The sequence below is a fragment of the Dokdonella sp. GW821-FHT11D02 genome (genome assembly GCF_058808595.1).
The window spans coordinates 3,579,714-3,601,197 of the sequence record NZ_CM179520.1; the positions used below are offsets into that span (position 1 = coordinate 3,579,714).

General features: G+C 63.9%; 19 protein-coding genes. 13 read left to right on the forward strand and 6 right to left on the reverse strand.

The window, feature by feature from the left end:
- The first annotated feature begins 111 nt into the window (after positions 1-111).
- From AC3QL3_RS15280 to AC3QL3_RS15290, 3 genes are all read left to right on the forward strand, one after another.
- Entirely contained in the window at positions 112-699 is a 588-nt protein-coding gene (locus tag AC3QL3_RS15280; protein ID WP_492898937.1) for a glycine cleavage system transcriptional repressor, read from the forward strand.
- Positions 699-1,163, forward strand: coding sequence for a peroxiredoxin (locus AC3QL3_RS15285; protein ID WP_492894958.1), 465 nt, complete (start codon positions 699-701; stop codon positions 1,161-1,163). Before AC3QL3_RS15280 ends, AC3QL3_RS15285 begins: the two co-directional genes overlap by 1 nt.
- Positions 1,164-1,248: 85 nt before the next feature.
- Positions 1,249-2,646 (forward strand): PhoH family protein, encoded by a 1,398-nt coding sequence (locus AC3QL3_RS15290; RefSeq protein ID WP_492894959.1) that lies wholly within the window; start codon positions 1,249-1,251, stop codon positions 2,644-2,646.
- Between the two features lie 107 nt (positions 2,647-2,753).
- On the opposite strand, the gene AC3QL3_RS15295 is transcribed toward AC3QL3_RS15290, so the two are convergent.
- Positions 2,754-3,794 (reverse strand): hypothetical protein, encoded by a 1,041-nt coding sequence (locus AC3QL3_RS15295; protein ID WP_492894960.1) that lies wholly within the window; start codon positions 3,792-3,794, stop codon positions 2,754-2,756.
- Positions 3,795-4,116: 322 nt separating this feature from the next.
- Here AC3QL3_RS15295 and thiD point away from each other — a divergent pair, with 322 nt between their 5' ends.
- Positions 4,117-4,941, forward strand: coding sequence for a bifunctional hydroxymethylpyrimidine kinase/phosphomethylpyrimidine kinase (thiD, locus tag AC3QL3_RS15300; RefSeq protein WP_492894961.1), 825 nt, complete (start codon positions 4,117-4,119; stop codon positions 4,939-4,941).
- A 24-nt stretch (positions 4,942-4,965) separates the two neighbouring features.
- On the opposite strand, the gene AC3QL3_RS15305 is transcribed toward thiD, so the two are convergent.
- Complete coding sequence (locus tag AC3QL3_RS15305; RefSeq protein WP_492894962.1) at positions 4,966-5,979, reverse strand: isocitrate dehydrogenase; 1,014 nt, start codon at positions 5,977-5,979, stop codon at positions 4,966-4,968.
- 322 nt (positions 5,980-6,301) lie between these two features.
- Between AC3QL3_RS15305 and AC3QL3_RS15310 the strand changes: the two genes are divergently transcribed.
- Positions 6,302-7,312: a hypothetical protein gene (locus tag AC3QL3_RS15310; RefSeq protein ID WP_492894963.1), complete on the forward strand. Its 1,011-nt coding sequence runs from the start codon at positions 6,302-6,304 to the stop codon at positions 7,310-7,312.
- A gap of 1 nt (position 7,313) precedes the next feature.
- Here AC3QL3_RS15310 and AC3QL3_RS15315 read toward each other — a convergent pair whose 3' ends face one another.
- Together AC3QL3_RS15315 and grxC are read right to left on the reverse strand one after the other, a co-directional pair.
- The gene (locus AC3QL3_RS15315; protein WP_492894964.1) at positions 7,314-7,691 is read right to left on the reverse strand and encodes a carboxymuconolactone decarboxylase family protein; all 378 of its coding nucleotides are present in this window, start codon (positions 7,689-7,691) and stop codon (positions 7,314-7,316) included.
- Positions 7,688-7,951 (reverse strand): glutaredoxin 3, encoded by a 264-nt coding sequence (gene grxC, locus AC3QL3_RS15320; RefSeq protein ID WP_492898939.1) that lies wholly within the window; start codon positions 7,949-7,951, stop codon positions 7,688-7,690. The genes AC3QL3_RS15315 and grxC overlap by 4 nt, the downstream gene beginning before the upstream one ends.
- 278 nt (positions 7,952-8,229) lie before the next feature.
- Here grxC and AC3QL3_RS15325 point away from each other — a divergent pair, with 278 nt between their 5' ends.
- The 8 genes from AC3QL3_RS15325 to AC3QL3_RS15360 all read left to right on the forward strand — a co-directional run bounded on the left by AC3QL3_RS15325 (position 8,230) and on the right by AC3QL3_RS15360 (position 18,757).
- On the forward strand, positions 8,230-10,011 hold the full coding sequence (locus AC3QL3_RS15325; RefSeq protein ID WP_492894965.1) for a M48 family metalloprotease: 1,782 nt from the start codon (positions 8,230-8,232) through the stop codon (positions 10,009-10,011).
- A 139-nt stretch (positions 10,012-10,150) separates the two neighbouring features.
- Positions 10,151-10,840: a phosphate regulon transcriptional regulator PhoB gene (gene phoB, locus AC3QL3_RS15330; RefSeq protein WP_291185122.1), complete on the forward strand. Its 690-nt coding sequence runs from the start codon at positions 10,151-10,153 to the stop codon at positions 10,838-10,840.
- A gap of 88 nt (positions 10,841-10,928) precedes the next feature.
- Positions 10,929-12,242 (forward strand): phosphate regulon sensor histidine kinase PhoR, encoded by a 1,314-nt coding sequence (phoR, locus tag AC3QL3_RS15335; RefSeq protein ID WP_492894966.1) that lies wholly within the window; start codon positions 10,929-10,931, stop codon positions 12,240-12,242.
- On the forward strand, positions 12,239-13,183 hold the full coding sequence (locus tag AC3QL3_RS15340) for a PstS family phosphate ABC transporter substrate-binding protein (protein ID WP_492894967.1): 945 nt from the start codon (positions 12,239-12,241) through the stop codon (positions 13,181-13,183). Before phoR ends, AC3QL3_RS15340 begins: the two co-directional genes overlap by 4 nt.
- 152 nt (positions 13,184-13,335) lie before the next feature.
- A complete protein-coding gene (gene ppk1 / locus AC3QL3_RS15345) occupies positions 13,336-15,414 on the forward strand; it encodes a polyphosphate kinase 1 (protein ID WP_492894968.1) in 2,079 nt (692 codons plus the stop codon).
- A gap of 129 nt (positions 15,415-15,543) precedes the next feature.
- On the forward strand, positions 15,544-17,073 hold the full coding sequence (ppx, locus tag AC3QL3_RS15350) for an exopolyphosphatase (RefSeq protein WP_492894969.1): 1,530 nt from the start codon (positions 15,544-15,546) through the stop codon (positions 17,071-17,073).
- A gap of 96 nt (positions 17,074-17,169) precedes the next feature.
- Complete coding sequence (locus tag AC3QL3_RS15355; protein ID WP_492894970.1) at positions 17,170-17,859, forward strand: peptidylprolyl isomerase; 690 nt, start codon at positions 17,170-17,172, stop codon at positions 17,857-17,859.
- Between the two features lie 172 nt (positions 17,860-18,031).
- Positions 18,032-18,757: a UDP-2,3-diacylglucosamine diphosphatase gene (locus tag AC3QL3_RS15360; RefSeq protein ID WP_492894971.1), complete on the forward strand. Its 726-nt coding sequence runs from the start codon at positions 18,032-18,034 to the stop codon at positions 18,755-18,757.
- A 51-nt stretch (positions 18,758-18,808) separates the two neighbouring features.
- Here the strand turns inward: AC3QL3_RS15360 and AC3QL3_RS15365 are convergent, their stop codons facing one another.
- Entirely contained in the window at positions 18,809-20,023 is a 1,215-nt protein-coding gene (locus AC3QL3_RS15365; protein ID WP_492894972.1) for an FG-GAP repeat protein, read from the reverse strand.
- 82 nt (positions 20,024-20,105) lie between these two features.
- A complete protein-coding gene (locus AC3QL3_RS15370) occupies positions 20,106-21,479 on the reverse strand; it encodes a hypothetical protein (protein ID WP_492894973.1) in 1,374 nt (457 codons plus the stop codon).
- Positions 21,480-21,484: the final 5 nt, after the last annotated feature.

Sequence of the window (21,484 nt, forward strand, 5' to 3'; positions counted from 1 at the left end):
CCATTCGCACGCCGCACCGACGCTGCGGCTCGCTTGCGACCCCTCCGCCCCGCCAGTATTCTGCAATCTGCCGGCGCCGGTCAGTGGCGTTGCGACCGACAGGGCGACGGAATCGTGAAGCAAGCAGGAAGACAGGTTCCGACCGACAGCGCGTCGCGTCCCGCTTCGAACGAGAACTACCTGTTGATCAGCGCGTTCAGCGCCTCCGCACAGTCACCGCTGGTTGCTATCAGCAAGCGCATCTCCGAATGCGGCTGCAATCTGGCCGAAGCGCGCGTGTCCACGCTCGGCAACGAACTCAGCGTGCTCGCCCTGGCGCAGGGCGCCTGGGATGCGATCGCCAAGCTCGAGAACGCGCTGGCGCGGCTCGAACGCGATGGCGAGCTGCGCCTTAGCCATTTCCGCACCAGCGCGAAACAACAGCAATCGAACCTGCTGCCTTACGTGGTCGAAGTCGTCGCGGCGGACAAGCCTGGCGTGCTGTTCCAGCTCGCCGAATTCTTCGCGCAGCAGAACATCACGATCGAGCAGCTGCACTCCACTCGCTACCGCGCGATGCAGACCGGTGCGGACATGTTCTCCGCGCAGATCACGGTCGGCATCCCCAACACCATGCACATCGCGGCACTGCGCGACGATTTCCTCGAGTTCTGCGACGGACTCAACCTCGACGCGATCATGGATCCGATGAAATTCTGATGACGGTCGCGATCGGCAAGAAGGTCCCCAGGCTCAAGGGCACGCTGCACGACGGCGGTACGCTGGCGTTGGCGGATCTGCGCGGAAAGCCGCTCGTCGTCTATTTCTACCCCAAGGACGCCACTCCCGGCTGCACCAACGAAGCGCAGGCGTTTCGCGACCTCTACCCGGAGTTCCGCAAGCACGGTTGCGAGATCGTCGGCGTCTCGCGCGACTCGGCCGCTTCACACGCGAAATTCCGCGACAAGCAGTCACTGCCGTTTCCGCTGATCGCCGACGTCGACGAAACCTGGTGCAACGCGTTCGGCGTGCTCGGCGAGAAAAGCCTGTACGGCCGTCGCTTCATCGGCGTGATCCGCAGCACCTTCCTGATCGACGCGGAAGGCGTTCTGATCGCGGAATGGCGCGGCGTACGCGTACCCGGCCATGCCGCCGCCGTACTCGAGCGACTCGCCCACTCGTGAGCGTCATCTTGTTCTGCTATGCATCGCGGCCAAGCGCCGCGGTTGTCGCGTGCGCATCTTTTCTTCGTTCCCACGAGAACTCCGCATGACCCGAGGCAAGCGCATCTACGTGCTCGACACCAACGTGCTGATGCACGACCCGACCGCCCTGTTCCGCTTCGAAGAACACGACGTGTTCATCCCGATGACGGTGCTCGAGGAACTCGACGCCGCCAAGAAGGGAACCTCGGAAACGTCGCGCAATGCGCGCCAGGTCAGCCGCTTCCTCAACGAACTGATCGTCGCCGCCAACGGCCGCCACATCGAGGACGGCGTCGAGCTGCGCCTGCCGCAAGGCATTCAGCTCGACCGCAAACCTAAGGTCGGCCGCCTGTACTTCCAGACCACCGCCTTCGTCGCGGCCGACAAGAGCCAGCGGCGCACGCTGCCGGACAACCTGATCCTCGCCTCGATCGTCGCGTTGCGCGATCAGCGGCCGAAAGAGCCGGTCGTGCTGGTGTCCAAGGACATCAACCTGCGCATCAAGGCGACGATCTACGGCATCACCGCCGAGGACTACGAGAACGACCGCGCGCTGGACGATTTCAGCCTGCTCTACACCGGCCTCGCCGAGCTGCCGCCCGACTTCTGGGACCGTCACGGTGAATTGCGCTCGTGGTCCGAGCGCGGTCGCACCTATTACGAACTCAAGCGGCGCAAGGACGAAGACTGGCATCCGAACCAGAGCTTGTATTTGCCTGGCGAGGATGAGGTCGAAATGCGCGTGCTGCGGCTGGACGGCAACAAAGCCGTGCTGCAGATCGTCGACGACTATCGCAGCGGCTCGCACACGGTATGGGGCATCTCGGCGCGCAATCGCGAACAGAACTTCGCCTTGAACGCGCTGATGGATCCGGAAATCGATTTCGTCACCCTGCTCGGCACCGCCGGCACCGGCAAGACCTTGCTCGCGCTCGCCGCCGGGCTCGCTCAGGTCATGGACCAGCAGCGCTATCGCGAAATCATCATGACACGCGCGACCGTTTCGGTCGGCGAGGACATCGGCTTCCTACCCGGCACGGAAGAGGAAAAGATGACGCCATGGATGGGCGCGCTGACCGACAATCTCGAAGTGTTGACCAGTCCGCAGGAAGGCGGCGCCTGGGGTCGCGCGGCGACCAACGACCTGCTCGCTTCGCGCATCAAGATCCGCTCGATGAACTTCATGCGCGGCCGCACCTTCCTCGGCCGCTACGTCATCATCGACGAGGCGCAGAACCTCACGCCCAAGCAAATGAAGACGCTGATCACGCGCGCAGGTCCCGGCAGCAAGATGATCTGCCTCGGCAACGTCGAGCAGATCGATACGCCGTACCTGACCGAAACGACCTCGGGCCTGACCTACGCGGTCGATCGCTTCAAGGCCTGGGATCACAGCGCGCACATCACACTGCGTCGCGGCGAGCGCTCGCGGCTGGCGGACTACGCCTCAGAAGTGCTGTAAGAGCCGGGATTGGAGATTCGCGATTCGGGATTCGGAGAAAACACTGCATCTGGGGTCGGACTGCCGTCTAATCCCCGATCCCCGATCTCCAATCCCGAATTCCCGCCCTAAAACCTTACCGACCACAAGGCTTCGAATTCGAAGCGGCTGGCGGTGGCGTCGTTCTGCGCGACATAAGTCGGCATCAGCAGGAAGTACGGCGAGGTTGCGTAGCTCGCCATCAGGCTGACTTTGGAACTGTTGCCGAACGCGCGCGACCAGCCCAGCGAAACCATGTTGTTGGCGATCGTGGAAGAGAGCGCGCGCTCGAGCAATTTCGACGTCGGCGACGGCTGCTGACGGGTGGTGTAGCGCAATTGCAGGCTGCCGAGCGCATCGGCGCGCACGGTCCAGCCCAGGCTGTAGACGTCGAGATCTTTCCACGCGAACACCGGGCTCGAGCTATCGCCGAGCAAGGCGAGGAAGCGTCGCGGCAGGTTCGAGCTGGCGAACGGTTTGATCGTGCTGTAGTCGATACGCTGCGCACCGATGTCCACGCTGAAATTCGGCGTGATCGCATAGGCCAGCGTGGCGGTCGCGCTGGCTGGAATGTCGAAGTCGGCATGATCGGCGAACACGCCGCGATAGCGAGCGAACGTGTCCATGCCCACGCGCGACTGATAGCCGATGTTCCAGCTCAGGCGCTCGCTCAGCCGGTTGCCGATTTCCATGCGCGCGCCGGCACCGTAGGAGCTGTCGCCCAGCCACGATGGTGGGGGTGCCCAGCCGTCGGACGGCGTCAGGCCGAGATTGAAGGTTGCGAACCGCTGATAGGCCAGCACGCCGGTGAGGCGGACGACGCCCGTCTCGCCCCAACGCAAAGCCAGAGACGGCGCGACGACAGTACGCTGCAAGCCGCTCGATGGCATTTCGACTAGGTGTGCAGCCTGTCCCGGCAGCACGCTCGGCGTATCGGAAACCGTGCCGTTGGCGACGGAAATCGAGAATTCAGCGCTGGAACGCGCGCGGCCGCCGAACAGAGCCGCTTTCTCGACCGTGCCGGTGTAGTTGTCGAGCACGCGCGGAGGTTCGAGCGCCTGCGGCGCCAAGGCCCAGGAGAACTGCGGCGTGATGCTGGCGAGCGCGTAAGCGCGCCAGCGCGTCGGCACCGACTCGCTGACGTTTTCGATCGACGAGGAGACGTAGGCGGCGGCTGAGTTTCCGCCATCCGCTACGCCGGCTTGTGCCGCAACGGAAAAAAATGGGAGCGCTAGCCCTGTGCCCAGCGCTCCCATCCACTTCCCCATAGTTATCGTTGCCCGCTGCATCGCCCCGTCACTGCAGTGGTGAATAGGATGTGCTGTAATTTGGCGTGAATTTTGGCGAAAAAGCAACAGTTGTCAAGCATTTCGACCTGCTCTTTTCGTCCCAAAGCCTCATAGCTTCCGAAAAATCAGGCACTTTCATTCCGATTGCAGTGAGCCTTTTCTGTTGCAAAAACACGACAGTTCCGCCAACACCACCCGCCGCTTCCCTCCGATCGCCCTGACCATCGCCGGTTCCGATTCCGGTGGCGGCGCGGGCATCCAGGCCGACTTGCGCACCTTCGCCGCATTCGGCGTGCACGGCCTCTGCGCAATCACCGCGGTCACCGCGCAGAACACGCGCGGTGTCGATGCAGTGCATGAAGTGCCGCGCGCGACGCTACGCGCTCAACTCGACGCCGTATTCGCCGATTTCCGCATCGGTGCGGTCAAGATCGGCATGCTCGCCAGCGCCGGCTTGGCGCGCGAAGTCGCGCAAATCCTGCAGCGTCATCCGCGCGTCAGCGTGGTGCTCGATCCGGTGCTGGTCGCCACCACCGGTGCAGCGCTCGCGCGCGACAATCTGGTCGGATCGATACGCCGCCATCTGCTGGCACGGGCGGATCTGCTGACGCCGAACGTCCCCGAAGCCGAAGCTCTGCTGGATCGCAAGATCCGCGATCGCGACGATCTGCGTGCCGCCGCAAGCGCATTGCTCGAACTGGGCGCACGCGCCGTGCTGCTGAAGGGCGGCCATTTGCGCGGTGGCGACGTGGTCGACTTGCTGCTCACGCGCGAGGGTGAGCACTGGTTCCATCAGCGGCGCATTCGCGGCGAAAGCCATGGCACTGGCTGCAGCCTGGCGTCCGCGATCGCCGCCGGTCTCGCCAGCGGCCAACCGCTCGAAACGGCGGTCGAAGACGCGATCGGCTTCGTCCACGCCGCTCTCGAAGCCGGCTACCGGCCCGGACGCGGAAGTCTGCGCGTACTCGATCATCTGGCGGCGCGCTGAGCCGGCGCGCCGAGCCGCCTTCGATCAGCCGCCGAGGCGCGAGATCAACGCGTCGGCGAACGATTGGGTGGTGCCGCTGCCACCGAGATCGGGCGTGACGCGATCGCGTGCGGCCAGCGTCTCGCGGATCGCCAGACGCAGGCGCGTCGCTTCGTTCTGACGGCCGAGATGGTCGAGCATCTGAGCGGCACCGAGCAGCAACGCGCACGGATTGGCGACCCCCTTGCCGGCGATGTCCGGCGCCGAGCCGTGCACCGCTTCGAAGATCGCCGCATCGGCACCGATGTTCGCGCCGGGAGCGAGACCGAGACCCCCGACCAGACCTGCGCAGAGGTCGGAAATGATGTCGCCGAACAAATTCGTCGTGACGATCACGTCGAACTGCTCGGGTCGCATCACCAGCTGCATGCAGGTGTTGTCGACGATCATTTCGTTGTGGTCGATATCGGGATACTGCTCCGACACCTCGCGCGCGACCTTGAGAAACAGACCCGAGGTCGATTTCAGAATGTTCGCCTTGTGCACGATCGTGACTTTCTTGCGGCCATCTTTGCGCGCGAGATCGAAGGCGTAGCGCACGATGCGCTCCGATCCCTTGCGCGTGATCTTCTGCACCAAGGTGGCGGTGGCGCCGTCTTCGGATACCTGCTGGCCTTCGCCGGCGTAGGCACCTTCGGTGTTCTCGCGCACGGTGATCAGATCGACGTTCTCGGGGAAGCGCGAACGCGTGTTGGGGAAAGACACCGCCGGGCGCACGTTGGCGTAGAGATCGAACTTGCGGCGCAGTTGCACGTTGATCGAGCTGAAGCCTTCGCCGACCGGCGTGGTCAGCGGACTCTTCAGAGCGATGCGATGCTTGGCGATCGCGTCCAGCGTCGATTGCGGCAGCAGTTCGCCGAACTTCTGTTGCGCGGCGAGGCCGGCCTCGACGAAATCGTAGGAAAGGCCGAGGCGCAACTCCTCGAGTACGCGCAGCGTGGCGTCCATGATTTCCGGGCCGATGCCGTCGCCGGGAATCACTGCAATGGTCGTGCTCATCGAAACGTCTCCTGAAACGCGGCGGGCGGGCGCCGAGCGGCGCGCGCGGACCGTCCGCGCGTACCCAGCCGTGGGTGAAAGGTGGGCGTCCGCTGCTGGCCTGGATGACGGTCAGATGACAGCGATCGCGCCGAAAAACCTTGCGCGGCAAGGACTTCGGGAAATCCGACTTGCCGGCGCCGGCGAGGGGGCGCATTATCCATAAATGCTGTCGATTCGTACAAGAAAGCGGGCCGCCGGGTCTGTCGTCTTCGCGTGGCTCTGCGCGCTAGTCTGCGCCGCGCCGGCGGCTGCGGCCGAGCTGAACGCAAAGGATCTGCGCGTGCTGCTCGAGACGCAGACGAACGCGGTCGCGACCACGTCCATCATTCCGCGCATCGCCCTGACCGGGCGGGCGCCCGCCAGCTGCACGCCACAGCTGGACCGCATCAGCATTGATGGCACCGATATCAGCATCGAGCTGAAGTCGCCGCCGTCAGTTTGCACCTCGAAAAACCTGACCTCGTTCTATCTGCGCATCGATCCGGCCGCCAGCGGTACCGCACCGGTGCTGCCGGAACAGGTCTATCGCACGCGCATTTTTTCCTCCGACAGCGGCTCTCCGCGCTTGTTTGCATTCGGCCTGCTCGACACCCATGCGGCGATTTCGGCGCCGATGCCCGAATCAGGCCTGTGGTGGTCGGAGGCGAGCGCGGAAACCGGCGCCGCGGCAGCCGGCAACGGCGCCAGCCTCGAGCTGCAGGATGGCCACCTCGCCATCGGCTTGTTCGGCTTCGGCGAAACCGGAGTGGCGACCTGGTACTTCGGCACCGGGCAACCGAACGGTCGCATCGCCAGCGTGCCGCTGGTGCAACTCACGAACGGCGATTCGCCGTTCGCGCCGCTCGGCAACCAACCCAAGGTGCAGCCGGGTCCGCGCGTCGAACTGGAATTCATCTCACCGAGCCGGGCGCGCGCTTATGTCGTACGCAACGACGGCACGCGCGACCTTGAAGTCCGCCCGCTGATGCTCTCGCGTTCGCGTTTTTCCAGCGGTCCGATCGCTGCCAGTTGGGGCGGTCAATGGGTCTTGGTGCCCGACGACGGCGGTGCACCGCGACGGTTCGATTTCGCCGCAGCGGGCAGCCAGGATGCCGAAAACTTTCATCTGGCCGACGCCGTCAACGATGCGCGCCTCGATTGCCGCCTCGCTGCCGGCACCGATCATCCGGACATTTGTAGCCTGAGCGCCGCTGCGTCGCCGCTGGCGGATTTCGATCAGGTCGGCTTGGATCGCTTGTCCGGCCGCGCCAGCAATGGGACACGTGTGACTCTGCTGCGCGTTCCGCGCTAACTCAACTCTTTGCAGGCGTTTCTGACACCGCATCTTCTGTTGCCAGCGTCTGATCGAGAAAATCCACTGCACGACGCAGATGCGGAATCACGATCGAACCGCCGACCACCAAGCCCACACTGAATACCTCGAAGAACTCCTCTTCGCTCACGCCTGCCTGGGCGCATTGCGCGACGTGGTAGCTGATGCAGTCGTCGCACCGCAGAACCAGCGAGGCGACCAAACCGAGCATTTCCTTGGTCTTCACATCGAGCGCGCCGGCCTTGTAGGTCTGCGTGTCGAGCGCGAAGAAGCGGCGGACGACTTGATTGTCTTGCGCCAAAATACGTTCGTTCATGCGCTGACGAAACGCGGTGAACTCGGCGATGCGCTCGCTCATCGTGGCGCCTCCGAGAATTCTTGCAGACGTCCTGCACGATCGGCGGCGACCAGATCGTCGTAGCCACCCACGTGCGTGTCTCCGATGAAGATCTGCGGCACTGTGCGGCGACCCTGACTGCGACTGAGCATTTCATCGCGCCGCTGGACATCGAGATCGACGCGGATCTCTTCGTACTCGAACCCACGCCGCTGCAGGAAATTCTTCGCCGCGACACAATACGGACAGGCGGCGGTCGTATAAATCTCGACACGGTTCATGGCGGATTTCCGAAAGATAACGCTGGGCGCAAGATTGGGGCGTACGCCATGGCGTTGCAAGACCGCTCCAGCTCCCCATCTGCAGGAAGCACTGAAAAAAGCGGCGCTGTCAGACGTCCCGAAGCCAAGGCCGAAGACCTCTATGACCTCCATCAAGTAGTCGGATGAGGGCCGAAGCGTCGGCAAATGAATCTGCGCTAAGCGTTGCCGCGGTTCGGTAGCCGCGGGAACCGGCGCGCGTTAATCTGGTCTCAGCAACCGTTCTGTCCGGTGTGGTCATGCGTCTCTCCCGCGGTCTCTCCCTGTTAGCCGCCGCCTGTGTCGCGACACTTGCCGGCGCGCGCGAACCCGACCTGCAGCTGCCGGACATCGGCAGCTCGGCTGCGGGCATGGTTTCACCGCAGGAGATGTACGACTACGGCGCCGGTGCGCTGCAGGAAATGCGCGCCTACGGCATGGTGCTCGACGATGCGCTGCTGAACGACTACCTCACCGGACTCGGATATCGCCTGGTCGCCAACAGCGACCATCCGAATCTGCGTTTCACCTTTTTCATGATGAACGACGAGCAGATCAACGCGTTCGCGATGCCGGGCGGCTTCGTCGCGGCGAACGCCGGTCTGATCATCGTGATGCAACGCGAGGACGAGCTCGCCGGCGTGCTCGCGCACGAAATCTCGCACGTCGAGCAGCAGCACATCCTGCGCGCGTTCGAAGACACCACTAAAGTATCGATTCCGATCATGCTGGCGATGCTCGGCGTGATGATCGCGGCCTCGGGCCGCTCTGACGACGCGGCTCCGGCGGCGATGGCGGCCGGTACATCGCTGATGCAGCAGCGACAGATCAATTTCACACGCAGTGAGGAAGCCGAAGCGGATCGCTTCGGCATCCAGATTCTCGCGCGCGCCGGCTTCGATCCGAACGCCATGGCGAGCGCGTTCCAGGCGCTGCAGAAAGTCATGCGTGTGAACGGCATCGACATTCCGGAATTCCTGCTCGACCATCCGCTCGATACCAAGCGCATCGCCGAAGCGAAGGAGCGCGCCGCACAGCTCGGCTGCCCCACTGAACCGCAACTGCGCCCGAACAAGCCGTCGCTGTCCCCCGGGGGGTCGTTGAATTTGAGCCTGCCCGCACAGGTCAAAAGTAGTGCCAGTTCGGACACGATCGACGAAGCCAGCGCGATCGCCGCGAGCGAGGCGGCGACGACGAAGGTCGAAAAGAGTTCCGGCGAGCCGAAAACGCTGCCGCAGGTATCGGTCACCGCGTGCATCTCGCGCGGACCTTCGGTGCAAGGTTATTTCGAACTGATGCGCGAGCGAGCACGCGTGCTGAGCGCGAAATCGAAGACGGCCATCCGCGCGTACTACGCCAACAACCTGCGCGACGACCCCAGCTTCGACACCGTTGCGAATCGCTACGGCTACGCACTCGCGCTGACGCGCAGCGGCGAGGCGAAGACCGCGGTGACGGAACTGCGCAAGATGATCGAACGCCAGCCAAGCTCCGCCCCACTGAGCCTCGCACTGGCGAACGCACTGGATCTCGCCGGCGACAAGCCCGCCGCGCTGAAGACTTATGAACACGCCTACGCCGACTTCCCCGGCAATCGCGCGGTGACGCTGTCCTACGCCGATGCCTTGCTCGGTCAAGCCGATCCGGGCGGCGCCAAGCGCGCGTTGGAGCTGCTGCGTCCGTTGGTCGCGCGCTATGCCGACGATCCGGATCTGCAGAAGAGCTTCGGGCGCGCCAACCAGCTCGCCGGCGACAAGGTGCGCGCCGCCGAGGCCTATGCCGAAGCCGCCTATCTGAGCGGACAGGCGGAGGACGCGCTGAACCAGCTGAAGGCGCTTTCCAAACAGTCGGACCTGACCTATTACCAGCGCAGCCGCATCGACGCGCGCATCACGCAATTGACACCGACCGTACTCGAGCTCAGGAAGCGGCGCTCGCCGAGCTCCGATTCGCCCAATTCGATGGCCCCGGCGCTGTCATGCTGCGAGCCGTCGCGCCTGCAGATTCGTGTCGGAAAACCGCAGGACGTCATATTTCCGTAATACTATGACGCCGCTGGGTTGCGGCCTCGAGGCTGACCGACGCTGAAATAGAGCGCCCACTGTCATTCTCGCGTAACACAATACGGCTGCAATGATGGCGTCATAAAGCGCACGGTTTGCGCTGTCCTGCGGTGCCGAAGTGCAGAAACACATCCTGATCGTCGAAGACGAAACCGCGATCCGCGACATGGTCGCCTTTGCGTTGCGCAAGGCCGGCATGGAGGCCATGCACGCAGCCGACGCGCGTGCCGCCCAGACCGCGATCGGCGAACGTGTGCCCGACCTGATCCTGCTCGATTGGATGCTGCCGGGTATGAGCGGCATCGACCTTGCGCGACGCCTGCGCAAGGACGATCTGACGCGCGAAGTTCCGATCATCATGCTGACCGCACGCGGCGAGGAAACCGACCGCGTCGGCGGCCTCGACGCCGGCGTCGACGACTACGTCGTCAAGCCGTTCTCGACGCGCGAACTGCTGGCGCGTATCCGCGCGGTCATGCGGCGCACGCACGGCGAGGACTCCGAAGGTGTGGTCGAACTCGGCGGGTTGCGCATCGACAGCGCAGCGCACCGCGTCTTCTCCGGCGATCAACCGGTACACATCGGCCCGACCGAATACCGCCTGCTGCACTTCTTCATGACACACGCCGAGCGGGTCTATTCGCGCGGCCAGCTGCTCGATCACGTCTGGGGCGGCGGTGTCTACGTCGAAGAACGAACGGTCGACGTGCACATTCGCCGTCTGCGCAAGACGTTGGAACCGTTCGGTCGCGATGCTCTGGTGCAGACCGTGCGCGGCGCCGGCTATCGTTTCTCGACCAGCGTGTGACGCCGCTCCGCTGCGGATCGATCATGCACGAAGAGCGCTTCCGATCCGCCGCGACCGCATCGACGTCGTCTGATGGGGCGATAAGCCAATGTCCGCGCGTCTGAATCGGGCCTGGCGTTCAAGCCTGTGGCGACTGGGCGCCCTGCTGCTAGTCGCGCTCGCACTCGGCGGCTGGCTGCGTGCGATTCCGCAAGCGCTGCTGATCGCACTCGCCGCCTGCTTCGCTTATGGCTTGCTGCGCCTTGCGCGTCTGTGCCGGATCTTGCTCGGTCCGCGCCACGTGCCGGCGGCCGACGGCAGCGGCCTGTGGGACGAGATCCAGAATCTGCTGCGTCGACGCCAGCGCGGTGCGTTCGAGGAAAAGCGCCGTTTCGTACATTTGCTGCGCGAATTCCGTAACGCCGCCGCTGCGCTTCCGGATGCGGTGGTGGTACTCGATCGCGAACGCCGCATTCGCTGGTTCAACACGGCGGCCAATAGCCTGCTCGGGCTGAAGTATCCGCAAGACATCGGCGGCCCGCTGACCAATCTGGTGCGTGCGCCGCGTTTCGCCGAATGGCTGCGCACGGAAGCGAACGAACCCTTGCTCGATCTCGCCGCGCCGGCGGATGAGAACCTGCGTCTGAATCTGCGTCTGATCCGCTACGCCGACGAACAATCCCTGCTCGTCGCGCGCGACGTCAGCCAGTTGATGCGGCTCGAGCAGGTTCGACGCGACTTCGTCGCGAACGTCTCGCACGAGCTGCGCACGCCGCTGACCGTGGTGCACGGCTATCTGGACATGATCGAGCCGGAGAGCATGCCCGAGTACGAGTCGATCCTGCACGAGCTGCGCAACCAGTCGCGCCGCATGACGCAGATCGTCGAAGATTTGTTGACGCTGTCGCGACTCGAAGCGCAGAGCGACTTGCCGCAGGAACGCGTCAGCTTGCGTTCGCTGTTGGAAGCCTTACGCCGCGAAGCGGTCGCCTTGAGCCAAGGCGAGCACACGGTGACGACCGAGCTGCGCGGCCGCCATGATCTGCTCGGCTCGACCAAGGAACTGCACAGCGCCTTCTCCAACCTGGTCAGCAACGCGGTGCGCTACACCCCGGCCGGGGGCCGCATCACCTTGCGTTGGGAAAGCAGCGACAGCGGAGCGCGATTGTCGGTGATCGATACCGGCCCAGGCATCTCGCCCCAGCATCTGCCACGTCTGACCGAGCGCTTCTATCGCATTTCCACCAGCCGCTCGCGCGACACCGGCGGCACCGGCCTCGGTCTGTCGATCGTCAAGCACGTTTTGCAGTTGCATCAAGCGCGTCTGGACATCAGCAGCGAGCTCGGTGTCGGCAGCACGTTCAGCTGCGTCTTCGGTGGCGAGCGCCTGCTCGAACCACTGGCGCTGGCAGAAACGATGTGAGCCGGCCGACGCCACTGCTACTGGCTTGGTTCGCCGGCGTTCTGCTCGCGTGCGGCAGCGCGAGCGTCGGAGCGGTGGAAGCGCTGGCCGGGACTTTGACCGGCGTCGGTTCGGATACCGTCAGCGCCCTCGTCGCGCGCTGGGCGGAGGCATTTCGTACGGCACATCCGCATGTGCGGGTGCAGGTACAGGCGGCCGGTTCGGCCAGCGCACCGACCGCGTTGATCGAGGGCGCTGCGGATTTCGGCTCGATGAGCCGGCCGATGAACGCGGCGGAATCCGCGGCGTTCATCACGCGCTACGGCTATGCGCCCACTGCGATCGTCGTCGCGCACGACGCGATCGCCGTATTCGTGCATCCCGACAATCCGCTGACGCACCTCACTTTGGCCCAACTCGATGCGATCTACTCGGCCGATCGCCGCTGCGGCAACGCCGCTCCGGTTCGACACTGGCGCGATCTCGATTTCGCCGATACGACGCTGGCGGCTGCGCGCGTGCTTGCCAGCGGCCGTAACGATGCTTCCGGCACCTACGAGATGTTCCGCGAAGGCGCTCTCTGCGGCGGCGACTATCGCGCCGATGTGGTCGCCTGGCCCGGCAACGGTGCCGTCGTCGCCACCGTGGCCGGAAACCGCGAAGCGATCGGCTATGCCGGCCTCGGCTACGTCAACGGCCTGGTCAAGCCGCTTGCGCTTGCGCGCAGCGACGGCGAGATTCCCGTGATGCCGGATCGCGCAGCTGTCACGCAAGGTCGATATCCTCTGTCGCGCGCCCTGTATCTGTACGTGAATCGCCGACCGGGCAGTGCGCCGGCGCCGTTGCCGGCCGCCTTCCTCGCTTACGCCCTGTCCGACGAAGGCCAGACCCTGGCGCAGCGCGAAGGCGTTACGCCCCTGCAAGCCGACGAACGCGCGGCGCAACGCGCATTGCTGGAATGAGAGGAGCGGTCCGATAGACCGCTCGGCACGTGAGGTACCGTCGCAGCCGGCGCTCGAGCGCCGGTCGCGGCAAGGATGACGCGGCTCTGCCGCGACCGTTTTTCCGCGAACCGGACTCAGAGGCCGGTTCTGCCACTGACCGATGAGCCGCCATGAACCGCGACGTGCTGCAGCAGAACCTCAAGGATCCCGCCCTCTATCTGAACCGCGAGCTGGCCCAGCTCGAGTTCAACTTCCGCGTGCTGGCGCAGGCCGAGGACGCCGGCGTTCCCCTGCTCGAGCGGCTGCGCTATCTGTGCATTTCGTGCACCAACCTCGACGAATTCTTCGAGGTGCGCGTCGCCGTGCTGCGCGAACAGCTGAGCTTGAACGAGCCGCGCCCGGGACCCGACGCGCTGCCGCCGGCCGAAGCATTGGCGCGAATTCGCGAGCGCGCCTTGACCTTGGTCAAAGCGCAGTACGATTTCTGGAACGCCACCCTGCTGCCGGCGCTCGAGCGTGAGGGCGTGCGCTTTTCCAAGCGCGACACCTGGACGGTGAAGCAGCGCCGCTGGCTGCAAGGCTACTTCCGCAACGAGAGCTTGCCGGTGCTGTCGCCGCTCGGCCTCGATCCGGCGCATCCGTTCCCGCGCATCCTCAACAAGAGCTTAAACCTCGCTGTGGTGCTGCAAGGCCGCGACGCGTTCGGTCGCGAAGGCCACATGGCGCTGGTGCGTGCGCCGCGCTCGCTGCCGCGCATCATCCGCATGCCGAGCGAAGTCTCCGAATCGCCCTACGAATTCGTCTTCCTCTCCAGCGTGCTGCACGAGTTCATGGATGAGCTGTTCCCGGGCATGCAGGTGAAGGGCTCGTATCAGTTCCGCGTCACGCGCAACAGCGAACTGGTGGTGGACGAGGACGAAGTGGAGAACATCGCGCTCGCGCTGCGCGACGAACTCAAGGGTCGCGGCTTCGCCAAGCCAGTGCGACTCGAGGTCGCGGACAACTGTCCGAAGGCCATCGCCGACATGCTGATGCAGAACTTCCAGCTGACCGAATCGGAAGTGTTCCGTTGCGAAGGTCCGGTCAACGTCAGTCGCGTCAGCGCGGTGTACGACCAGATCGATCGTCCCGATCTCAAATTCCCGCCGTTCACGCCGCGCGTACTGCCGGCGGTGATCGAGGAGCAGAGCCTGTTCGAGGCGATTCGCGAACGCGACATTCTGCTGCACCATCCGTTCGAATCGTTCAACGCGGTGATCGAACTGGTGCGCGAAGCCAGCGTCGATCCCGACGTGCTCGCGATCAAACAGACGCTGTATCGCGTCGGCAACGCCTCACCCTTGATCGACCATCTGATCGAAGCGGCGCGCCAGGGCAAGGACGTGACCGTGGTGGTCGAACTGCGCGCCCGCTTCGACGAAGAAGCGAATCTGCGTCTGGCCAACCGTCTGCAGGAGGCCGGCGTGCAGGTCGTCTACGGCGTGGTCGGTTACAAGACGCACGCGAAGATGCTCTTGATCGTGCGGCGCGAGCAGGGCGCGCTGCGCCGCTACTGCCATTTGTCGACCGGCAACTATCACCAGATCACTTCACGCATCTACACCGACTTCGGCTTGATGACGTCCAATCCGACGATCGGCGAGGATGCGCATCTGTTGTTCCTGCAGCTGTCGGGACTCGGCCCGATCATCCAGCTGAAATGCCTGCTGCACTCGCCGTTCACCCTGCACAAGGGGCTGATGGAGAAGATCGAGCGCGAGATCGCGCACGCGGCCGCCGGCAAGCCGGCGCGCATCATCGCCAAGATGAACGCGTTGAACGAGGAGCGTGTGGTCGAGCAGCTCTATCGCGCTTCGCAAGCAGGTGTGCAGATCGATCTGATCATTCGCGGCGCCTGCACGCTGCGGCCGGGCATCGCCGGGGTGTCGGAGAACATCCGCGTGCGCTCGATCGTCGGCCGCTTCCTCGAGCACAGCCGCGTGTATTGGTTCCAGAACGACGAGCAGCCGGAAATCTACTGCTCCAGTGCCGACTGGATGGAGCGCAACTTGTTGCGCCGGATCGAGACCTGCTTCCCCATCCTCGATCCGAAGCTGGCCGAGCGCGTGTTTGAAGAATCGCTGGCCAATTACCTGGCCGACAACACCCAGGCCTGGACCTTGGAAGCCGACGGCAGCTACGCCCGAACCTCGCCGGGCGATGCTCCGCCGCATTCGGCGCAGCAAATCCTGCTGGCGAAGTACACCTGAGGAACGGTCTTGTCCGCCCCCTCCTCTCGCTCGCGGCGGCCAGCCAAAGCGGTCGCGCGCGCGAGCGCCTCGACATCGTCCCTACAGAGTCCCGTGCGACAATCCCGCTCCCTCACGCGAGTGCACCCGGTGACGCGAGTCAGCCACGACATCCGTGACGGCGATACCCTCGCCGCCGTCGATCTCGGCTCCAACAGCTTCCACCTCGTCGTCGCGCGCTACGAACACGGTAGCTTGCGCCTGATCGACCGCCTGCGCGACAGCGTGCGCATGGCGTTGGGGCTGCGCCCCGACGGCAGCCTCGATGCGGAGCGGCGTGAGCGCGCGTTGGCGTGCCTGGCGCGCTTCGGCCAGCGCCTGCGCGCAATTCCGCACGAGCGCGTGCGCGCGGTCGCCACCAACACGGTGCGGCGCCTGGCCAATCCGCAGAGTTTCCTGCTGCCGGCCGAGACGGCGTTGGGGCATCCGATCGAGGTGGTCAGCGGCCGCGAAGAAGCGCGCCTGATCTATCTCGGCGTCGCGCACGACCTCGCCGTCTCCAATCAGCGCCGCCTGGTCGTCGACATCGGCGGCGGCAGTACCGAATTCATCATCGGCCAGGGCTACGACGCGCTCGAAACCGAAAGCCTGCAGATGGGCTGCATCGCCAGCACGCTGCGCTTCTTCCACGACGGTAAATTCACCGCCAAGCGCTGGCGCCAGGCGCAGACCGAGATCGCGGTCGAGTTGCAGCAGTTCGCCGCCGACTACAAGGCGCGCGGCTGGGGCGAGGCGGTCGGCTCATCCGGCACCGCCAAGGCGATCGGCGCGATCGTGCAGGCGAACGGCTGGAGCGAGCAAGGCATCACGCCGTCGTCGCTGGCGCGCTTGCGCGAGGCAATCCTCGAGGCCGGCAGCGTGGAGAACCTGCGCCTGGCCGGCCTCGCCGAAGAGCGCGCGCCGGTACTCGCCGGCGGCGTCGCGATCATGGAAGCGGTGTTTGCGACCTTCGCGCTGGAGCACATGGCGACCTGCGAAACGGCGATGCGCGAGGGCCTTCTGTACGACATGGTCGGCCGCGCCATGCACGGCGATCCGCGCGCCGGCAGCGTCGCCGCACTCGCTTCGCGCTACGGCGTCGATCGCGCGCAGGCCGCGCGCGTACACCACGCCGCCGTCGCCTTGTTCGAGCAGGTCGAGGAAGCCTGGCAATTCGGCTCGCTCGATCGCGACCTGCTCGGCTGGGCTGCCGACATCCACGAGATCGGCTTGGCCATCGCACACAGCCTGCACCACATCCACGGCGCCTACATCGTGGCGAACTCCGACCTCGCCGGCTTCAGCCGACAGGGCCAGCAGGCGCTGGCGGCGATCATCCGTTCGCATCGGCGCAAACCCGATCGGGAGGCGCTAGACGCGCTGCCTGAGCGCCTGCGCCGCCCTGCCCGCCGCCTGACCGCCCTGCTGCGCCTGGCGGCCCTGCTGGAGCGCCCACGCACGACCGAAGCGCTGCCGCCGCTGCGCCTCCAAGCCGAAGACAAAACCCTGCGCCTGGACCTGCCCGAAGATTGGCTGGCTCAGCACGCGCTGACACGCGCCGATCTCGAGCAGGAGCGCGACTACTTCAAGATTCTCGACCTGAAGCTGCACGTGCGCGCGCTGGAAGACGCCGAGGCCTAGACTCGTCGGTATCGGCAACTCACCGCCCGGCATGACGCGTCGCGCCGCAGCGCCTATCATTCGCCGTCGTTCCCTTCACCCGATTCGGAGGTTTCCGTGCTGAAACGCGCGTTGTTCCTGTTTGCCCTGCTCGTCCCCGCCTACTCGTTCGCGCAGACCGCTCCCGCGCCTGCCCCTAAGCCCGCCGCCAAGACCGACGCGAAGCCGGCAAAAGCCGCCGCCAAACCGGCCGCGAAGACTCCGGCCAAAGCCGCCGAAAAACCTGCAGCCGACCAGGCCGCGGTGAACTCGAACAAGGTACTGATCAAGACCAACCTCGGCGACATCACGGTCGAGCTGTACCCGGAAAAGGCGCCCAAATCGGTCGAAAACTTCCTCGGTTACGTCAAGAGCGGCTTCTATGACGGCACCGTATTCCACCGCGTGATCGCCACCTTCATGATTCAGGGCGGCGGCTTCACCAAGGATCTGCACCAGAAGCCGACCAAGGCGCCGATTCCGATCGAATCGAAGAACGGCCTCAGCAATCTGCGCGGCACCGTCGCGATGGCGCGCACGATGGACCCGAACTCGGCAACCGCCCAGTTCTTCATCAACACCGTCGACAACCAGCGCCTGGACTACGTCAGCGACGCGAACCCCGGTTACGCCGTGTTCGGCAAGGTGACCTCGGGCTTGGAGGTCGTCGACAAGATCAAGGCCACGCCGACCGGCCCACAGGGCCCGTTCCGCAGCGACGTGCCGACCACGGCTGTCGTAATCGAAAAGGTCAGCATGGTGCCGTAACGGTTTTCGATGCGAGGCGCGACAAGGTCGCGCCTCGCACGAGCGTTGTAATGGCGGGCCCCGCGGCAACGCCGACCTCAAGCCATCACGCCGTCCGCGTCCGTGACCACGGCTGATGCAAATGCCGGCCGATGCCGCATCGGTCAATCGAAGTGTCGGCTAGACTTCCGGCATGACGACGCTGTTCATTTCCGACCTGCATCTCGACGCAAGCCGACCGCACATCACCCGACTATTTGTCGATTTCGTGCGCGACGAAGCCGTCCAAGCCGAAGCGCTCTACATCCTCGGCGACTTGTTCGAAGCCTGGATCGGCGACGACACCGACGATGAAACGGCGAGCCAAGTAGCCGATGCATTGGCTCAGTTGCATGCGCACCGGGTGCCGTGCTTCTACGTCCACGGCAACCGCGACTTCCTGCTCGGCGACGCCTATGCGCGGCGCGCGCGGATGACCTTGCTCCCCGACCCTTGCGTGATCGAGATCGAAGGCGAGCGCGTGCTGCTGATGCACGGCGACATCTTGTGCACGGATGATGTCGCCTATCAGGCGTTCCGAAAGCAATCGCGCTCGCCGGTCTGGCAGCGCGCCTTTCTGCAGCGCCCGATTGCCGAGCGGCAGGCATTTGCGTCGCAGGCTCGGGCCGAAAGTCAGCGCTACACACGGTCGGTCGACGATGCAATCACGGACGTCAATGCTTCGGCGGTGCTCGATGCATTGCGCATACACGGCGTGCGGACGCTAATTCATGGGCATACGCACCGACCTGCGGTGCATCAGTTACCGGGTGGCGCGGAGTCGCACAAGCGCATCGTGCTTGGCGATTGGTACGAACAAGGGAGCGTGCTTCGCGCCGGCGCCGATGAGGCGGTCTTGTCCGCGCTTCCCAAGTCCTAAGCGCATGGTCGTTGTACCAGCCAATACCTTCCGTCGATCGACTACGATTCTTTACGACGAACTCACCACGGCGCGCTGAGGCATCGCGAAGAAATAAGCTGCGCCTTGCCGGGAGGTTTCAATCGACGCCCCGTAAGCACCCACCAGCGCATCGCTCTTGGAGAGAGCGCAGTAGTAACCGAAGACATCTCGTATGGCGCCATCGCTCGCTGTCAATGTCTTAATCTGCTTCCACAGCCCTCCGCTGGGAGCAAAGACGTAGGCCGCTCCTCGATAGTCATCGACGGCATACGCTCCGACGAGCAGCTTGTTCTGCGAAAAGCTCATCGACGAACCAAAGAGGCTCGCCGCGGCTCCTTCTTCGGCAAGAATCTTTTGCGTTTGTGCCCACTTGCCACCGACGTTGGCGAAGCGATACACCGCTCCCTGGCTTACGTTCCCATCAATAGTGGCGCCGAATGCACCGACGAAAACTTCTTGATCGGACAGTGCAACCGAAACGCCGAAGTTATCGCGCGCGGCGCCGTCTTGCGCTGTTAGGCGAGTATCCAGTGTCCAGCGTTCGGAAGAATCGTACGTGTAGATGTACGCGGCGCCTTGACCAGCTCGACCATTGAGTGTCACGGTGCGCGAACCGATCAGAAGCCTTGAGCCTGCTACCGCAACGGAGGCTCCGAAGCCGTTGGACAAATCTTCGGCGTCGGGAGAATTCAATACCGAATGCTCCGTCCAGGTTCCAGCAATCCCTCTGGGCTGGGGTTTGAAGGCGCGCACACGAAACGGGATTATTGAGCCGCCGCGGTTGGCTCCGCCGGAAGAGATGAATACCCACTTCGAATCCATCTGGACCAGCATTCCGAAGGTCTCGAAAGCTGCTCCGTTACGCGCCACGATCTTCTGCGTCTGCTTGCAGCCTTGCGGCGAAATGATGAAGGCGTAGGCTGCTCCCTGCCACGTTCTGCCATTTACTGTGGCGTACGGTGCCGTAACGATGGCGAGTGAGCCGAACAACGCCACGGAGGTACCGAACTGATCGCCTGCGACGCCATCGGCGGCCGTCAGCTTCTGAACCTGCTTCCAGACTCCACCCAGCTTTTGGTAAACGTAAACTGCGCCTTGATGTTCGCTACCATCGACGGTCGTATTCTTGGCTCCCACCAGCGCGAAGTCGCCCGATACCGCGACCGCGGAACCGAGCCAGGCTTGTGCGTTGCCATCTGCGGCATAAACTTTCCGCTCGGACCAGCTGGGAGTTTGGGTGGGCATAAGCTTCTCGAATGAGGGGATTTGCGGCTACTCGAACAATCTAAACTAGCGCCTGCGTTTCATTCTAGCCTAGCCTCGCCGGTCATTTGGCAACGACTTTCGCTGCATCCGTTAGCTTTTCTCGATGCCCGTCCTGGTAGAGCATCGCGACCGAGTACCAGTACGTTTTCCCCGGCTCGGCCGATACGTCGCGCCATTGGTACACGCCGTCGCCGTGGTCGTCCGACGCGACTCTTATGATTTCCTTGTTGACTCTCGCGTAAGGACCCTTCTCGCTGTCCGCGCGATAGACGACATAGCCGTAGAGGGCTTGCTCATTGGCTACTGACCACTTAAGCAAAGGACCCCGTCCCTCCGGGGGTGTCACGGCTGCTTGTTCGTCCCGCCGAATTGCGTTCTTTACGGCACCACCAAGATCTAGTTGCGGCTGGGCCTGCGCATCAGGAAGAGGTTTGACGCTCGACTGTCGCGCCGCATCGTCGATTGGCACCACCCTCGCCGTTTTCGAAACCACGAGTCCGCCGACGATAACCGACACTATCTTGTCTGAACCCGAAACCTTCGCAGAAAGAGTGCCCGTAGCCATCCCTTCCGACTCTATTTTTGCAAGGCGCACCTTGAGCAAAACGCAGCTCGGTTTCTCAGGCGAACAAGACGATGCTTCGACCTTGCCCGCGATACCTTCCAGTTTGGCATCGGTCACCTTGACCGCCTTACCGCTGCGGCTTTCCAGCTTCACCAGATAGGTGCCCTCTTCGCCGACACGAATCGTGCCCAGGTCCAACGGATTGACCGAGGGAACGACGTCGCCTTGCACATCAGCTCGGACAGGTATCCAGATCTCTGACTGCAATTTGGAATTGGTCGCCAACTTGACCGTACCGTTTTGAATGCCTAGCTGCGCATCCTTCTTGATCTGAAACGACAGCTTGCGACCTTCGGAATCGACTTTGACGTCGACGAAGCCCGGACTGGCGAGCACGTTCGCAACCCGAAGGCCAGGAGCGTCGCGGCTATCCAATTCGACGGTCTTCTGTACGAGAAAATCCTCCGATTTCACGACACCGAAATCCACCCGAGGCGAGGGGCCGTCCACCACCGACATCCCGAAGAATTTGACGGAAAGGAGCGGCTCCGAGCTTCCGGCCGGGGCGCCGGTCCGCACACGGAATCTATGAGTGCTTTCCCCCATGTCTTCGCCGCTGAAGATTTCGACCTCGACGTTTACGGTCGATTTGGCCGGAATACTCGGCGGCACCTCGATCACCCGATCGCCGGCTCGAACCGGCTCGACCGCTAGAATCTTGACCGGCGTATCGGAAGCATTGGAAATGGATACCGAAGCCTTGGCTCGGTTGAACTGATAGATTTCGCCCAAGTGCTGATCGCCTACCGACAAAACCGCATTTGAGGAAGGCGCAACGAGCAGAAGCGACAGAAACAGGAATGCGCGCATAAGTC

Bases quoted from the DNA above. Each gene is read 5' to 3' on its own strand.
- ppk1 (WP_492894968.1), top strand. From the start codon at position 13,336: ATGAACCGCGACGTGCTGCAGCAGAACCTCAAGGATCCCGCCCTCTAT.
- AC3QL3_RS15285 (WP_492894958.1), top strand. From the start codon at position 699: ATGACGGTCGCGATCGGCAAGAAGGTCCCCAGGCTCAAGGGCACGCTG.
- grxC (WP_492898939.1), bottom strand. From the start codon at position 7,951: ATGAACCGTGTCGAGATTTATACGACCGCCGCCTGTCCGTATTGTGTC.
- AC3QL3_RS15325 (WP_492894965.1), top strand. From the start codon at position 8,230: ATGCGTCTCTCCCGCGGTCTCTCCCTGTTAGCCGCCGCCTGTGTCGCG.
- AC3QL3_RS15370 (WP_492894973.1), bottom strand. From the start codon at position 21,479: ATGCGCGCATTCCTGTTTCTGTCGCTTCTGCTCGTTGCGCCTTCCTCA.
- AC3QL3_RS15305 (WP_492894962.1), bottom strand. From the start codon at position 5,979: ATGAGCACGACCATTGCAGTGATTCCCGGCGACGGCATCGGCCCGGAA.
- AC3QL3_RS15365 (WP_492894972.1), bottom strand. From the start codon at position 20,023: ATGCCCACCCAAACTCCCAGCTGGTCCGAGCGGAAAGTTTATGCCGCA.
- AC3QL3_RS15315 (WP_492894964.1), bottom strand. From the start codon at position 7,691: ATGAGCGAGCGCATCGCCGAGTTCACCGCGTTTCGTCAGCGCATGAAC.
- AC3QL3_RS15360 (WP_492894971.1), top strand. From the start codon at position 18,032: ATGACGACGCTGTTCATTTCCGACCTGCATCTCGACGCAAGCCGACCG.
- AC3QL3_RS15290 (WP_492894959.1), top strand. From the start codon at position 1,249: ATGACCCGAGGCAAGCGCATCTACGTGCTCGACACCAACGTGCTGATG.
- phoR (WP_492894966.1), top strand. From the start codon at position 10,929: ATGTCCGCGCGTCTGAATCGGGCCTGGCGTTCAAGCCTGTGGCGACTG.